Source organism: Maribacter orientalis (genome assembly GCF_900109345.1).
GTDB classification, from domain to species: Bacteria; Bacteroidota; Bacteroidia; order Flavobacteriales; family Flavobacteriaceae; genus Maribacter; species Maribacter orientalis.
Genome location: NZ_FNZN01000004.1, coordinates 237727 through 253835, shown reverse-complemented (window position 1 = coordinate 253835; position 16109 = coordinate 237727). Strand labels below are relative to the sequence as shown.

The 16109-nt window shown below is 36.4% G+C and carries 12 protein-coding genes; 4 read left to right on the top strand and 8 right to left on the bottom strand.

The window, feature by feature from the left end; genetic code table 11:
* The first annotated feature begins 39 nt into the window (after window positions 1-39).
* On the top strand, window positions 40-1218 hold the full coding sequence (locus tag BMY56_RS10755; RefSeq protein ID WP_079511807.1) for an acyl-CoA dehydrogenase family protein: 1179 nt from the start codon (window positions 40-42) through the stop codon (window positions 1216-1218).
* 183 nt (window positions 1219-1401) lie between these two features.
* On the opposite strand, the gene BMY56_RS10750 is transcribed toward BMY56_RS10755, so the two are convergent.
* The 3 genes from BMY56_RS10750 to BMY56_RS10740 form a co-directional block, all read right to left on the bottom strand.
* Window positions 1402-3699 (bottom strand): FdhF/YdeP family oxidoreductase, encoded by a 2298-nt coding sequence (locus tag BMY56_RS10750; RefSeq protein WP_091623821.1) that lies wholly within the window; start codon window positions 3697-3699, stop codon window positions 1402-1404.
* Between the two features lie 104 nt (window positions 3700-3803).
* Window positions 3804-4169 carry a DUF7009 family protein gene (locus BMY56_RS10745; protein ID WP_091623818.1) on the bottom strand — a complete coding sequence of 122 codons (366 nt, stop codon included), beginning with the start codon at window positions 4167-4169 and terminating at the stop codon, window positions 3804-3806.
* 269 nt (window positions 4170-4438) lie between these two features.
* Window positions 4439-5317: a nucleotidyltransferase family protein gene (locus BMY56_RS10740; protein ID WP_245737197.1), complete on the bottom strand. Its 879-nt coding sequence runs from the start codon at window positions 5315-5317 to the stop codon at window positions 4439-4441.
* Window positions 5318-5459: 142 nt separating this feature from the next.
* Here BMY56_RS10740 and BMY56_RS10735 point away from each other — a divergent pair, with 142 nt between their 5' ends.
* Both BMY56_RS10735 and BMY56_RS10730 read left to right on the top strand, forming a co-directional pair.
* A complete protein-coding gene (locus tag BMY56_RS10735) occupies window positions 5460-6812 on the top strand; it encodes a Gfo/Idh/MocA family protein (protein ID WP_091624465.1) in 1353 nt (450 codons plus the stop codon).
* A gap of 130 nt (window positions 6813-6942) precedes the next feature.
* On the top strand, window positions 6943-7275 hold the full coding sequence (locus BMY56_RS10730) for a hypothetical protein (protein WP_091623816.1): 333 nt from the start codon (window positions 6943-6945) through the stop codon (window positions 7273-7275).
* Between the two features lie 269 nt (window positions 7276-7544).
* Here the strand turns inward: BMY56_RS10730 and BMY56_RS10725 are convergent, their stop codons facing one another.
* The 4 genes from BMY56_RS10725 to BMY56_RS10710 all read right to left on the bottom strand — a co-directional run bounded on the left by BMY56_RS10725 (window position 7545) and on the right by BMY56_RS10710 (window position 13567).
* A complete protein-coding gene (locus tag BMY56_RS10725) occupies window positions 7545-8756 on the bottom strand; it encodes an AEC family transporter (RefSeq protein WP_177170955.1) in 1212 nt (403 codons plus the stop codon).
* A gap of 119 nt (window positions 8757-8875) precedes the next feature.
* On the bottom strand, window positions 8876-10066 hold the full coding sequence (locus BMY56_RS10720; protein WP_091623813.1) for a pyridoxal phosphate-dependent aminotransferase: 1191 nt from the start codon (window positions 10064-10066) through the stop codon (window positions 8876-8878).
* 27 nt (window positions 10067-10093) lie between these two features.
* Entirely contained in the window at window positions 10094-10591 is a 498-nt protein-coding gene (locus tag BMY56_RS10715; protein ID WP_091623809.1) for a hypothetical protein, read from the bottom strand.
* 30 nt (window positions 10592-10621) lie between these two features.
* Window positions 10622-13567, bottom strand: coding sequence for a TonB-dependent receptor (locus tag BMY56_RS10710; RefSeq protein WP_218144560.1), 2946 nt, complete (start codon window positions 13565-13567; stop codon window positions 10622-10624).
* A 533-nt stretch (window positions 13568-14100) separates the two neighbouring features.
* Between BMY56_RS10710 and BMY56_RS10705 the strand changes: the two genes are divergently transcribed.
* The gene (locus tag BMY56_RS10705) at window positions 14101-14574 is read left to right on the top strand and encodes an Lrp/AsnC family transcriptional regulator (RefSeq protein ID WP_091623803.1); all 474 of its coding nucleotides are present in this window, start codon (window positions 14101-14103) and stop codon (window positions 14572-14574) included.
* Between the two features lies 1 nt (window position 14575).
* Here BMY56_RS10705 and BMY56_RS10700 read toward each other — a convergent pair whose 3' ends face one another.
* Window positions 14576-15967, bottom strand: a complete 1392-nt coding sequence (locus BMY56_RS10700) for a Gfo/Idh/MocA family protein (RefSeq protein WP_091623801.1) — start codon at window positions 15965-15967, stop codon at window positions 14576-14578.
* Between the last annotated feature and the right edge of the window lie 142 nt (window positions 15968-16109).

Below are 16109 nucleotides of genomic sequence, written 5' to 3'. Positions count from 1 at the left end.
TGTTATATTTCTTTAATTATCTTTGATAAAAGCAATGTTATGAGACCTGATTTATTTGAAGCACCAGACTATTATAATTTAGATGATTTATTTTCAGAAGAACATTTATTGGTACGTGATGCAGCGCGCCAATGGGTAAAAAGAGATGTTTCACCTATAATTGAGGAATATGCACAAAAAGCAGAATTTCCAAAACAGATTATTGGTGGTCTTGCAGAAATTGGTGCCTTCGGACCATATATTCCTGAAGAGTACGGTGGTGCTGGTTTAGATCAAATTAGTTACGGCCTCATCATGCAAGAAATTGAGAGGGGAGATAGTGGAGTACGGTCAACAGCATCGGTGCAATCTTCTTTGGTGATGTATCCTATATTTACTTACGGCACTGAAGAACAACGTAAAAAGTATTTACCAAAATTAGCAACAGGGGAATGGATGGGGTCTTTCGGATTAACGGAGCCAAACCATGGTTCTAACCCAAGCGGCATGGAAACCAAATACAAAGATATGGGTGATCATTATCTTTTGAATGGAGCCAAATTATGGATTTCAAATTCACCATTCTGTGATATAGCGGTGGTATGGGCAAAGAATGAAGAAGGTCGTATACACGGTCTAATTGTAGAGCGTGGGATGGAAGGTTTTACAACACCAGAAACACATAATAAATGGTCATTAAGGGCTTCGGCTACAGGTGAATTGATTTTCGATAATGTGAAAGTTCCTAAAGAGAATTTATTACCTAATAAATCAGGCTTAGGAGCACCTTTAGGATGCTTGGATTCTGCTAGATTTGGAATTGCATGGGGTGCTATTGGGGCGGCAATGGATTGTTATGATACTGCATTGAGATATGCAAAAGAGCGAATTCAATTTGGGAAGCCAATTGCTGCAACACAATTACAACAAAAGAAATTAGCCGAAATGATTACTGAAATTACCAAGGCTCAATTATTAGCTTTTCGTTTGGGGCAACTAAAGAACGAGGGTAAAGCAACAACTGCACAGATTTCAATGGCTAAAAGAAACAACGTTGAAATGGCCATAAATATAGCGCGTGAAGCAAGACAGGTTTTAGGTGGTATGGGTATAACGGGTGAGTATAGCATTATGAGACACATGATGAATTTAGAAAGTGTGATCACTTATGAGGGTACTCACGATATACATTTGTTGATTACCGGTGCTGATATTACAGGTATGCCAGCTTTTCAATAAAATAACATTTTACTTTAGTAGCCATAACATGCATTGATAAATCTCAATCTATCTTTGAGTCGCACTAGTAAGATGTGTGCATGTTTATGATATAACTTAGCCGATGGAAACATTGGCTTTTTTATGCTTTATGGTTTAAAATAAGTATGTACGTAACAACCTAAAATAAAGTATTATAGACAACTATTTCTTTACCAATCTCACCTTTATTGATTTACTTATTGGAGTTTTACTGCGATCTGCAAAGTGATTATAGGGTACCAAAACGTTTGTTTCAGGAAAGTAAGAAGCCAAATTACCCGATGGTATATTATAAGGTACTACTTTGAAATTATGGGCAACTCTTACGGTAGTATCATACGTACTTGTAATATCAACGATGTCTAATTTTTTGAGACCTACAGCTTTCATATCATTACTATTCATAAAAATTACCCTTCGGGCATTATATACTCCACGATAGCGATCATCTAAGCCGTAAATAGTGGTGTTGAATTGATCATGCGAACGTATGGTCATTAACATGTATTCATCTTTTGCCAATTCGTGAAGTGGTAACTTGTTGATAGATATCTGAGCTTTTCCATTAGGTAGCATGCTAAAATCTAAATCACGTACATTATTGGGTAAGTAGTACCCTGCACCTTCTGAGCGTTCTTTGGTTTTATTAAACCCTTTTGCTACTTGATCTATTTGAGTTCTAATTAGTTCGTAGTCATCTCCTAAAGATTTCCAATTCATAGGGTGGTCATCACCAAAGTAGGCTTGGCCAATATTTGCAATGATTTCTGGCTCACTCATAATAGTGTCTGAAGCAGGTTTTAATATACCCTTAGATTTTTTTACCCTTCCCATGCTATTTTCGACAGTGAAGTGACGGGGCATTCCATTTTTCATGTCTTTTTCTGACCTGCCAATCGTTGGTAAAATCAATGCAGTTTTACCGGTAATTAAATGCGTTCGGTTCAACTTGGTACTAACTTGTACAGTAAGGTCACAGTTTTGTAAACCCTTGGCGGTGTATTCAGTATCTGACGCAGCCATTACGAAATTACCGCCAAGGCACATGAAAATTTTGGCCTTTCCTTCAAACATAGCTTTCATTGAGCCCACTACATCGACACCTTCATGGTCTGGTGGGGTAAAGCCTAGATGTTTTTTAATGCGTTCATTCATTTCTTTGTCAACGAAATGCTGAATGCCAACACTTCGGTCGCCTTGTACGTTACTGTGACCGCGAACTGGGCAAGTACCTGCATTCGGTTTTCCAATAGCGCCCTTAAGAAGTAATAGGTTTACAAATTCACGAATGTTTTCAACACCATTCTTATGTTGGGTTAGGCCCATTGCCCAACAAACAATGATTTTAGATTTGTTGGCTAAAAGAGCTACGGTTTCATCGATTTTATCTTCAGATACACCGGTTAGGTTTAGGAGCTCTTCAGATGAATAAGTATCTAAATCCGAAATAAGCGCATCATAACCGTTAGTGTATTTTTGAATGAAATCATGGTCAAATACATTTTTATGTTCTTGGTCTAAAACTGCTAATTTTTTTAATATCAATTTTATTAGTGGAATATCTTGATTGATGTTTACAGGTAGATGAATATCTGCCATGTCTTCACCGCCGCCAATCCACCCTTTTATGTGCTGCGGATTTTTGAAGTTTACCAACCCTGATTCCTCTAATGGGTTTATACTAATTACCCTACCACCATTCTGCTTACATTTTTCAAGTGCAGATAACATTCTAGGATGGTTCGTACCTGGGTTTTGACCCGCAATAAGTATAACTTCGGCTTCATAAAGATCTTCTAACGTAGTCGACCCTTTACCTATGCCCAAAGTCTCACCTAGTGCAACACCACTACTTTCATGGCACATATTTGAGCAATCGGGTAAATTATTGGTGCCTAGTGCACGGGCGAACATACCATATAAAAATGCAGCTTCATTACTTGACCTGCCAGAGGTATAAAAAATTGCCTCATCAGGATTATTTAATTTCTTTAATTCCGATGCAATTAATTCAAAAGATTCTTCCCACGAAATAGGTTCATAATGAACGCTTCCAGGTTTCAGCACCATTGGTTCTATTAAACGCCCAAATTTGTTAAGTTGAAAATCTGTTAGCTGGGATAGTTCTTCAACTGAGTTTTTTTGAAAAAAATCTGCACCAATATGACTTGTAGTTGCCTCATCACCCAATGCTTTTGCCCCATTTTCGCAATACTCCGCAATTGGTGAAGGGTGTTCTGGGTCTGGCCATGCACAACTAGGGCAGTCAAAGCCATCTTTTTGGTTCATGCTCAGTAATGTTCGCATAGAACGAAGAACGCCCATTTCCTTAAAAGTATGTTTCAACGCTTCTCGTACACCTAAATAACCTGCTGCATGTGTTATGGGATCCTTTAGTTCAATTTCAAGAAAATCTTCAGATCCCCTAAAGGATACTTTTCGGTGAGTATTTGAGTCCATGATTTAAACTTAGTTAATGTGATGGAAATCTTTGGACTTATTTTCGTTAAATTATATCTCGATTGAAAGACCAATTTAAAAACGCTAGATATTATAGAAAGAATCTAACTTGATTTCGGATTTGGATAATTATCCGATTGGTCTTCTATGGTATTATCTAGGCAGGTAAAATCTTTCTCCAGAAGCAAGTATAATTCGTTATCCTTCGATGTTTTAATATTGTGGTCAAAAGTGATTATGTCGTTTGCATACCAAGATTTACCATTTATGTATGGCATTTCTAAACTGATGCTGTTGTTTTTAAAACTGACATTTAGGTTGTCAATATCTTTTTTTAGAACAACTCCATAATTGAATTCTTGATTCCCAAAATTGGTGCTATCATAAATCTTCCCATTTTCAGAAAGCGCTTTAACCTCTGTTTGGGTTAATCTAAATCGAATGGAATCGCCTTTTATTCGAATTTTCATAGCTATGAATTGAGTACACAACAAAAATAGTTCATCTCACCACATAATATGAGCGGTTTACATCAATTTGTTTTTAATAGTTAACCTTCCTCGTAAGTTTACTATGTAATAAAAAACGAATTAAATTTTTTCATTTTCATATAGTGTTCTCGTAAAAGAGTCCAATCTCAAAAAGATTGGACTCTTTTTAGTTTACCTCATTTTAAGCCAAAAGAAAGCCCCATTAGAACATTTATTCTAATGGGGCTTTAATAAATATTCAAAGGAAATTAACTCCAAATAGGAGCAGGGTATTTTCCTGAGTCAGATTTTTCTTTTAGGCTATTCATTGCTTTTTCTTTATCACTTGCATAAGTAACGCCGAACCAGTCGCCACCAGAAGGTATGCATTTTACTTCTATCTCGTTTGCTTGTAACATTTCTTGTATCATTAATGGAATATACAATTCACTATTGGCAATACGGTCATCATCATTTAAAAATAATCTGAATTCAGATTCAATCTTATCGAAAATAGAAGGTCTACAAACCCAAAAGTTCATACTTGCCTGTTCATCTCCTGTGAAATCTAAATTTGTATCTTCATCAACGATTTTATTATCCCTCTGAATTAATTTTAGTCGTTCTTGAACAGAAACTAAATTATCGCCTTTAACTTCACAAACACCTCTAGAAACAGAACCGTGTTCAGATAAGGTGTCTTTTAAAGTATATCCTAATAGCGCATATGCATTATCATCCGATTTCATAAAATCAGCAGCTCTCTTATAAGCGGATTGGCCATAAAAATCATCAGCATTAATGACCACAAACGGACCATCGATAACATTTCTGGCTGTCCAAACTGCATGCGCTGTACCCCATGGTTTTTTACGTTCACCTGTAAATGTAACTCCGTCAGGTAAATCCGTAAGCTCTTGTGCAAGAACATTTAATTTTATAGTTTTTGGTAATCTTTTTGAAAGGTGCTCTTCTAAAAAGGAAACATTTTCTTTTTTCGTGATAACTACAATTTGCTCAAAATTGTTCTGTATAGCGTCATAAATAGCGAATTCCATTAAAAATTCACCGTTTGGGCCTAAATCATCGAATTGTTTAAGTTTTCCATATCTACTGCCGCTACCAGCAGCCATTAAAAGTAAAGTCATGATTTTTGTGTTTAAAAAGTCAAAAGTATGAAATGCAATGATAAATTATCTGTCAAATTAGATGTATCACCATTAAAATTGATGATTAATTAATATTAGTCAAGTAGTTTTTATAAATTCAAAGCTTATAATTTTTATGAATATGAGCTCTAGAAGAAATTTTATTAGGAATGCATCAATTGCAAGTATGGGAATAGTAGCAGTGCCAGGGTTCGCCCGTAATAGTTTTAGCGCTATAGATAAATTGAATGTTGGATTGATTGGAGTCGGACTAAGAGGAACGAATCATCTGCAAAACCTATTGTTGAGGAAAGATGTGAATGTTACTGCGATTTGCGATGTTGATCAAGAACGTATAGCTATTGCTAAAAAGCATATTGCAGAAGCAAAAGGAAAAGCTCCAAAGGTATTCGGCTCTAATGATATGGATTATAAGAATCTTTTGGCCTTGGCAGATGTTGATGCTGTTGTAATAGCGACACCATGGCTTTGGCATACCCGTATGACGGTAGATGCTATGGAGGCAGGAAAATATGCTGGTGTAGAAGTATCAGCTTCAAATACCTTAGAAGAATGTTGGGATTTGGTCAATACTCATGAGCGTAGCGGTACCCATATGATGATATTGGAAAATGTAAACTATCGTAGAGATATTTTGGCCGTGCTCAACATGGTGAAACAAAATGTTTTTGGTGAGCTAGTTCATTTTAGGTGTGGTTATCAACATGATTTAAGACATGTTAAATTTAATGATGGAAAAACGGCCTATGGTAAAGGAGTTGAATTTGGGGAGAAAGGTATTTCTGAGTCTAAATGGCGAACTGAACATTCAGTGAAACGAAATGCAGATGTATACCCAACTCATGGTCTAGGTCCTATTGCTGTAATGGCAGATGTTAATAGAGGAAATCGATTTGTATCTATGACTTCTCATGCCACAAAAGGTATAGGATTGCATAACTATATTGTAAAAGAAGGTGGTGAAACTCACCCAAATGCAAAAGTGAAATTCAAGCAAGGTGATGTCATTACCTCTACCATAAACACGGCTAATGGCGAAACTATTATTATTACTCACGATTGTAATTTGCCCAGACCTTACTCTTTAGGGTTTAGGGTTCAAGGTGCTAATGGTCTTTGGGAAGTGGACGGAAGTAGAATTTATGTAGAAGGAGAATCTGAACCTCACACTTGGAGTGAAGCACAGCCATGGTTGGAAAAATATGACCACCCACTTTGGAAAAAGTATGGCGAATATGCTTTAGATGCTGGTCATGGGGGTATGGACTTCTTTGTGATGAATTCATTTATTGAATCGGCGAAAGAAAATATCGCTCCACCATTAGATGCATACGATGCTGCAGCTTGGAGTGCTGTTACACCACTTTCTGAGGTATCTATAGCAAATAATGGAGAACCTCAAGATTTCCCTGATTTTACACGAGGTCTTTGGATGAATAGAAAACCGTATAATTGGATGAAAGAAACTTATTAAGAATTATATTTCATGACTGATAAATTATTATAATCTTAGTTTAACAATAAAATATTATTAATTTAATATTTTATTGTATCTAATATTAAGATATCTTTAATATCTTTAAGTATAATTTAATATTCATGTCATGAAAAAAATATTATATTTTACAGTAATTTTTACTTTTTTAAGTGTGTCATGTGTTTTAGCCAATGATACCGAGCCGAAAAGTACCAAGGCTTTAACCAGTCAGATTTATAATCTATTCGCTGAAGAGAATGTTCCAGACCAGATTAGGGGGCAAAAAGCAGAAGTTCGTTTAGCTGTTGACGATAAAGGTTTGGTTAGGATATTATCCATATCTACCAATTCCAGTTTGCTTTCAGAGTATATTAAGGAGAATATAGATTTTCAAGAACTTCGAAAAGGTAGTTATGATGAAGGTATTGTATATCTCGTACCTATTGAAGTAGCTAAATGATATAATTCTTATGTAAATGAGTCAAATTATCTAACATTTAAGAGGAGTAGTTTGAATTAAAAAGGTTGGCTTGGCGAGTATATTTATACACGTTGAGCCATTTTTTTGTTTAATAGTTACCTGAGTTATGAGCCTTAATTGTTTTAGTAATTTTTATAATCGCTCTAGAACGGTTCATGACATGTGTTCTTTTTGTTTTTGAAAGATATTTCTGATTTTATATTTTGCCTTTGGATGAATAGACCACTTTGTAATTGGATGAAAGAAACCTAGTTAAAGTTAGATTTAGCTTGCCTTGGCATCGCTAATTGATTTTTTTCATTAGTAGGCTTAATATCATCTTTTGCAATGGTTAAGTGTGATTTTTTTTTCAAAGTTTTATGGGTTATTTTTCGTTCTCTATCTAACATGAAGCTTGTAGTCTTAAAAATATCCGGAGTAAAAGAAATAGCTAAAATCGATGCGCCTAAACCAAGCAATATTAGTGGATTGATGAAGAACTCGCTAAAAGAGAAAATACCGATAATCAATAGTGTAGAAAAAGGTAAAGAACATGCCAATATGTTTAGTCCGAAGTTAACATCGAATGTCGGATTTGGCTGTGCGTCTTTCTCATCCATAGACTGAATGGCACTCATATGTGCGAATGGCCAAAAACTACATGCGCTTTGAGGAAAAACAATTAATAGTAAAATCATTGCCGGAGTTAAAGTTGGTATTGCGAATGCAAATAGACCGCTTAATAAAAAAGCAAGACCCGCTCTACGGAATAACATAGATATTATTAACTTAAATTCACCAGAATTGATTCTAACGGCCATTCCAATAAATAATAAGACTAATGGCGTCATCAAATCTTTTACGCTTAATGCAGTGTTTTGAAAAAAGGTTGGTAATGAAGAAAGGTTTAGTCCGAAACCTAACATAATCAAACCTATTACAATGACCATATTAATGGGTTCGTTTATTAATGAAATGAAAAGACCTTTTATTTTGCTTTTAGAGGATTCTTGCTTCTCAATTAATGAGTTTTTGCGATACCAATGCATGGCTAGCATATAAAGTAGAATGAGTACGAAAATTTTATTACCTATATCGGCAAGTGCAGCTAATGCTAAAGTATCGTCACCTAAATATGCTACAATGAATGGAAAGCATGAAAGACCTGGTGCCGTCGATGGTAATAGCATCATTAACGTTCTCTTTTTACTTTGCTCTTCTTTATGTAATGATGCTGCAAGAAAATATTTTGTAGCTAATAACATCAACAGATTAAAGGTCAAAGCGGCTAAAGGAAATACTAATAATGTTCCATTAAGCTCTATTTTTAAGAGGGCTACGAAAATAGTCGCAGGTAAGGCCACACTTAATATTAAGACCTTAACTCCTTTTAAATCTTGCTTGGCCACTTTTTTTTGTAAAAGTAACCCGAGGCCAATGATTAATATTAATTCCAGTGTTTTCTGTAAAGCAAAATTCATCTTCTGAGGGATTTGGTTTGGACAGGGTTCTCTAAAAATGAATAGTCCGAAGGAGTTGAACTTAAGACTGTTGTATCAAGGCAATTATCCATTCATCCAACTCCTGGACTAATTCAAACTTAAACTAGCACTTTTTCAAGGGCAGCTGTAAACAGCTTCATTTCATCCATAGTACCCATGCTCACACGGCACCAGTTTTTTCCATAGATTTCAAAAGCTCGTACACCAACACCTTCGGCGGTCATTTTTTCTAAGAAAGGTTTACCGTCCATTTCTATAGGGAAAATTATAAAGCTTGTAGAAGAAGGTACATATTCAAAGCCTAAGCGATCAAGGTTTTCGTACACGTATTCTCTACATACTTTATTCAATTTTCTAGATTTATCCTTAAATGCAATATCATCCATACTTGCCATAGCTGCATAAACTGAAGGAAGGGAAATGCCCATGCCACCACGCGTAATCTTTTGTATGATATCCAATGTTTCAGGTTGGGCAACAACATAGCCTACACGTAAGCCTGCCATACCCTGTATTTTAGAGAATGTGCGTGCTATGATTACATTTTTACCATCATTTATTAGCGAAACCATACTCTTTTTAGCACTATCGTCTAAAAACCCCAGATAGGCTTCATCTACGAAAATTGGAGTCTTTTCAGATACTCGTGAACAGAAATCAATTAGTTCTGCATGGTCTGTCATACTCCCTGTAGGGTTGTTGGGGTTACAGATGTACACTAATTTTGTATCATCATCAACTGCTGCTTCCATGGCTGCTAAATCGTGAGACCAGTCTTTTTTAAGTGGAATGGGTTTCCAAGTGGCACCAGTTGCTTCAGCAACTTTAATTAGGGACATATAAGCGGGATCTGCAGAAACAATATTACCTCCATGTTGAAAGAAAACCATTGCCGTTTTTTCCAAAAGGTCTGATGAACCTGGGCCCATCATGATATTTTCTTGCTTAACACCTTCTTCCAAAGCAATTTTATCCATCAATTCATACAATTCCTTCCAGGCGTATCGATTTCCTTTTGGAGCATACTTTTGCATGGCGTCAACAGCCATAGGTGATGGTCCGTAAGGATTTTCATTTGCGTTAAGTTTTGCAGCTAACTCTAGTGGTTGTGTTGGGGCATAAGGTAGATACTCCTTAAAAAATGGTGTGTAGGGTATATTTCCTTTTGCATCTACTACCGTTGGTTGTGAGGGGAAAGCCCCATAGGTCAAATAAGGTGCTGCCATTACACCTGCTGCTGTGAGAACGCCTTTTTTAAGCCAATCTCTTCTGTTTACATTTGTTTTCATTTTGTGCTATATTTAAGTTTATAATATTCAATTAGATTCTACAGGATCAGCATTACTACCAAGGTCACCTGTTGCAACCAGTGTATCGTCGGTAGTACTCAGATAGATATCAATATGGCTATCCATTGATGAAATGGAATCATAGAAAGAAGTATCTGTTATAACATAGAGTTTACTAGTGTCTAGCTCACCTGTTTCGCCAGAAACATTATCTAATGTTATCATGGTGGTTCCTCCAGAGCCCGCTGCACCATCTATAATCAATGCAGGATGCAATAGACCAGGAACTGTGTTATAAAGTGAAATCTGTACTAGCGTTTGGTCTAAGGCGCTTTTCCAAAACACGATTCTGCCATACACATTTGACCCATCGGGATCAGTTGAATCAATGGTATATGCTGTATAGGTAGTTAACTTGCCACCACCATCGGCAGTGGTCAATATTGGGTCTAATCGTTCTTGTTCGCAAGAGAAAAAGCCAATTGTTACTACTATGATTACTATGTGTTTAATGTATGTTTTCATAATTATCTTTTCTTAAAGGGTTACCTTGCTTTATAGTGTGAACGTTAATCTTCCAAAATAGTAAGAGCCTGAAGACCCTTGCTGATAATTAGAATATAAGTTGAATGTTCGAAGTTCATATCTAATGATTTCTGGATATTCATTGAACACATTATTACCACCAACGGTTAGGCTTAGATTGTCTGATACCTTGTAGGTGACACCTAGATCTACCGTAAATTCTGGAGTAAAATATTGATCAGCGTACCCTGTAGAACCATCTAATAATGTTCTCGTTCTGCTATCTCTTGTTTGAACAGAACCATAACGTGTTCCTCTCAGCATGGTTGAAAATTTTCCAATGGAATAATTTAGGGTACCTATAAGTTTGCTACTTGGAGTGCCTGTTTCAAATTGACCGATAAGGCCTCTATTTACGTAATTGTCAGCCAATTCCTCATCGGTTAGGTTGGTGTTCAAATCTGGTAAATTGATGTTTTCAAATTTGTTCTCCCTAAAGGTTCCTGAAAGAACAATACCTAATTGACCTGCGCCTAAATTAGTATTGTAATTGGCTACAGCCTCAATACCTTTGGTGCTAATGTCACCTCCATTAATTCTGAAGCTTGCAAGTCCGCTTCCAATGATTGGTGCTAAAGCAGGAGTAGTGCCTGCATTAAATTCACCAGTTTCAAAAATTCTATCGAAAATATCAATTTTGTAGGCATCTAAGGTGAAGTCTAGTTTTCCAATTTTAGTAGTAAAACCTAGGCTAAAGTTTCTTGAACGCTCTTCTTGTAATTGACCTATACCCAATGCGCTTGCTGCAGAACTGCTATTTTGGTAAAGAGTTCCATCAAAAGGAACCAGATTTACGAAGAAAGTATAGCTATGCGAGTAGTTTAGTTCCTGTAATGAAGGAGCCCTAAAACCACTACTGTAAGATCCTCTTATTGCGAAATTATCACTGATAGAATATCTACCAGCAATTTTACTGGTTATAACATTTCCAAAATCAGAATAATTTTCTAAACGTAAGGCACCAGAGATAAGAAATTTATCGGATACATCCAATTCTAAATCAACGTAGGCTGCCATAACAGATCTGAAACTGTTACTCTCGTTTTCAGGGGCAAAACCTCTAAAGCACTGACAGTTCAATGCATAGTTTTTCACTAATTCTTGGCTTACACCTGCATATGGTAAAACAACTGCGGCGCCAGTTTCATTAACAATAGGAGAACCATTCAAGTCTTCAAGTGGGAAACCATCAGGACCAATTAATGCCTGGTTGTCTTCTGTAGCGGTTACAACGCCGACAGTGCCTGCTGTCCAGCTTTCTTCTTGTCCTGCTTCGATGGAATAGTTTTCAACTCTTAATTCACCTCCAAAGGCAACATTCAATCCTGAAAGAATGTCTTCATAGTAGTTGGTGAAATCTAGATTAAGTGAGTTTTGTAAGAAGCTATGTGTTCCTAGGTTCATTTCAGTAGGAGAGCTTTCTCCAATACTTGCGTTCCAAGTATTGAACATACCGTATTTCGCTGAGTTGGTTCCGAAGGTGTTGCTTAAATCAAATTCGTAATCACCTAGCTCGCCGGTAATACCTGAAGCCAATGATACGTTGTATTGGTCAGTATAAATTTGAGGCCTAAAACCATTGGGATAAAGGGCATAACTTGTTCTGTCTGCTTGTGCAGCTCTTCTATAAAAACAGCTATAGGCATCTGAATACTGATATCCAAAATCACCAAAGGCATAAAAGTCTGTGGTATCTGTTAATGGAGTTTCCATATTGAAACTAAAACCCATTAATGTTTTTGCTGGTTGACCAGAGTAGGTTGATACATCTACTTGTTCAATACCTCTAGCACCCATTAATCCTTCAACAGTGGTTAAAGAGTTAATTAAACCGGCATCACCACTGCCTTGGGCAGCAATCAACTCAGGATTGGTAATAATTGGATTACCATTAACATCGGTAGTTCCGTTATTTAAATATATATCGCTATAGAGTGGTGCTCTATCAACTTCTAAAACTGTTGGTCTTATTGTTCGTTCTGATTGACTTACAAGAACTGAAGCATTGAAGTAGCCTCCATTTTCAAATCCGACTCCATAATTTCCATCGAATTGAAAATTGTAGCCGTCCCAATCTCCGGAAGATCTGTTTAGTGCTTTTTCTGCGTCTGTTAAATCAGAATCGCCAAAATCAGGTGAGGCATTTGGGTAAGCACCGCCAGTTAGTGTTCCGGTAAATTCGCCAGTTCCTTTTTTAAGAACTATGTTCACAACACCGGCAATCGCATCAGATCCATATTGGGCAGATGCACCATCACGTAATATTTCTATTCTGTCGATACCTATAGAAGGTATAAACTTCATATCTACCGCATTTGAAGGTGTACCCGTTTGTGATGCGGCAAGAATAGCTGACGTATGCCTTCTTTTTCCATTTACCAAAACCAACATTTGGTTGGGAGCCAAACCTCTTAAAGAAGGCGGACTAACAAATGACGATAAGTCACCACCACCACTTGTATATGCGGTAAATGATGGAGCGGAAGCTGCTAGCATTTGTGAAAGGTCTTGCTGCGGCATATTTATCGCATCTTTTTTAATATTGATTACATCTACAGGTACGGGAGTGTTCAATTTTGTTCTTGCAGCGCCCCTTGTGCCTAGTACAATGGTTTCTGTCAACTGTTGTGCTGACTCTTCAAGGATTACGTTCATTGTCGTTTTTCCATTTACGGGCATTTCTAATTTGGCATATCCTATAAAGGAGTAAACCAAAGTGGCATCGCTTGCTGCCGTAATGGAATACAAACCGTCAAAATCTGTAATGACCCCTGTAGTGGTTCCTTTGACCATTACATTAACGCCGGCCAAGGGACCTTGTGAATCTGATACTTTACCGGTAATTGTGTTTTCCTGTGCTCGAGCTACATGTAGGGTACATAGTAACAAGAAGGATAGAGTTAGAATTTTCTTCATAATCATGTGAGTTTAGTTGTTGCTCAATGATGCACCTGCCTAATAAGTATTCCTGTTTTTAATAGAAAAACTAACGGGGGATACATTATGCGTAAAAGAAAAGTTCCGGAAACTTTACAATCAAAATATCAGGTCATTAGTTGATAATTTGACTTAGACAATATTATAGATTGTTGAAGAATAATAAAAATAGTATCGTTTTGTAACTAATTGTAAACAAGCTTATTGTGTTTGTTTTTCTTGAATTAAAACCACTTTTTTTGATTAAAAATGATAATATTTCGATTTTTTAAAATCCTAATAATACGATTGTGGTGATTTGATATTATTTGCTGCGAAGATGCTTTTTATGCAATCATCAGTGTGATTATGAAATTTTAAATAAAAACTCAATTATTGGTATTTTTATTGTCATATTAATACGTAAAATAACATAACTATAAATTAAATTTGTTAAAAATGGTTAAACACTTATAATAGTTTAATAAATAGGCGGAATTTAATTGATGTGAAAATTTAATCGAACGGATCAAATGAGAAATAAATTAGACGATGTAGATTTTAATATTTTGAATATTCTGGCGGAAAATGCACAAACCCCTTATACCGATGTAGCCAAAAAATTGATTATTTCTCCAGGAACGGTACATATGCGAATGCGAAAAATGAGGGAGATGGGTTTAATAACCGGAGCAACCCTTAGTTTAGATTACGCTAAAATGGGTTGGAAAATGACTATTTTTTTAGGAATATTTTTAAGTGAGATTAACCTTTTTAAGAAGGTCATGAAAAAATTAAATGAAATTGAAGAGGTGGTTAAAATACACCACGTAACCGGTAAATACGATATTTTCATAAAGATGCATGCTAGAGATAGCTTTCACTACAAACAAGTCTATCAAGATGAAATTCTTAGCATTACAGGTATACGTGGTATAGAATCTTTCATATCAATTGAAGAGAATGTAGAACGTCACATCCAATTCATCGAAGTGAAAGAAGAATAATTTACATTAATTTCATTTCTGTAGGGTTCCAATTAACGGGTTGTTTTCTAGAATAACTTTCGTTAGCCAAAAGTGCTGCTCCGGCTGCTCTAAGTCCAAATGTTGGGTCTTGTATTACTTTGCCATTACTTCTTATGCTTGTAAAGAAATTATTGAAATGGTCGTAATGAGCTCCTTTGTAATCACCAGGTGCCTCCCAAGTGGTTGTACCTGTAGACAGACTAGAGCTTCTAGGTTCTAAATTTTTAGCGGCATATTCGTTTTTAATTTTTTGTTGCATTTCCTCTGTAAACGAAATCAACGAATATCCACTTGGGGTCATGCTTAATTTTGAACGGTTTACGGTGACCGAATTTTGCCCTATTTCCATTTCACCTTCGGTGCCTATAAGTTTAAATCCTCCTCCTCCTCCGCTGCCTGCGATAAAGTTTATACGGAAAGCTGCATTAAAAGGCGCGTGAGTTTCAGTTTTAGGATAGTCGTATAACGTTATGGAAACATCGGGTACATCTCTACCATCTTTCCAATAACGCAGTCCGCCAGTTGCTAAAGCTCTATTTGGTCCATGTGAACTTATGACATAATTTAATGTGGAAAACGCGTGAACGAATAAATCTCCTGCCACACCAGTACCATAATCTTGGTAGTTTCTCCACCTAAAAAATCGTTTTGGTTCGAAAGGTACATTGGGGGCATTGCCCAAAAAGGTATCGAAATCAACGGTATTCGTGCTTGCATCTGGCGGTATAGGGTATTGCCACGCACCTTCAGCAGAATACCTATCGTTGTACATGTCTAACATCACAATATCCCCAATAGCACCTTCTTCATAAAGTTGCTTTGCTTTCTCATTACCAAGTGATGACATTCCTTGGCTACCAACTTGGCATATTTTACCTGAGTTTTTTTGAGCTTTTATAATTTCTTGTCCTTCATTAAAATTTTGCACCATTGGTTTTTCACAATACACATGCTTGCCAGCATTAAGAGCTGCAACTGCTATAGTTTGATGCCAATGATCTGGTGTTGCAATAATTACGGCATCAATATCATTACGATTTAATATTTCTCTATAATCTCTAGTCACGAAAATACCTTGCCCCCAAAGTTCTTTTGCTCTTTCAAGCCTTCCTGTGTATAAATCGCATGCTGCGACCAATTGTACCCCATTAACTTTCAGGGCAGCTTGTGTGTCGAATATTCCCTGAATTCCTGTACCGATCAAAGCAATATTTATTTGATTGTTCGCACTAAACTCTTGATGGGTGTAGCTTCTACTTAAAATTAAACGGTTGTTACTCGAGGCTGCCAATAAAAAAGGACTTGTACTTAAGGCAGCTGAGGTAAGTGAAGCGCGTTTTATAAACGATCTTCTTGAATTTTTTTTGCTCATGTTTTGGTTCGGTATTGGTAGTTGTTGTCAACTTTTAAAAATAGCAATTTTAAAATTGAATATGGGCATGCCTACTTCATTTATAAGACAAACTAATAATAGCTATGTGTTATTGCTTATAAAATATGGAAGCTGTTGGTCT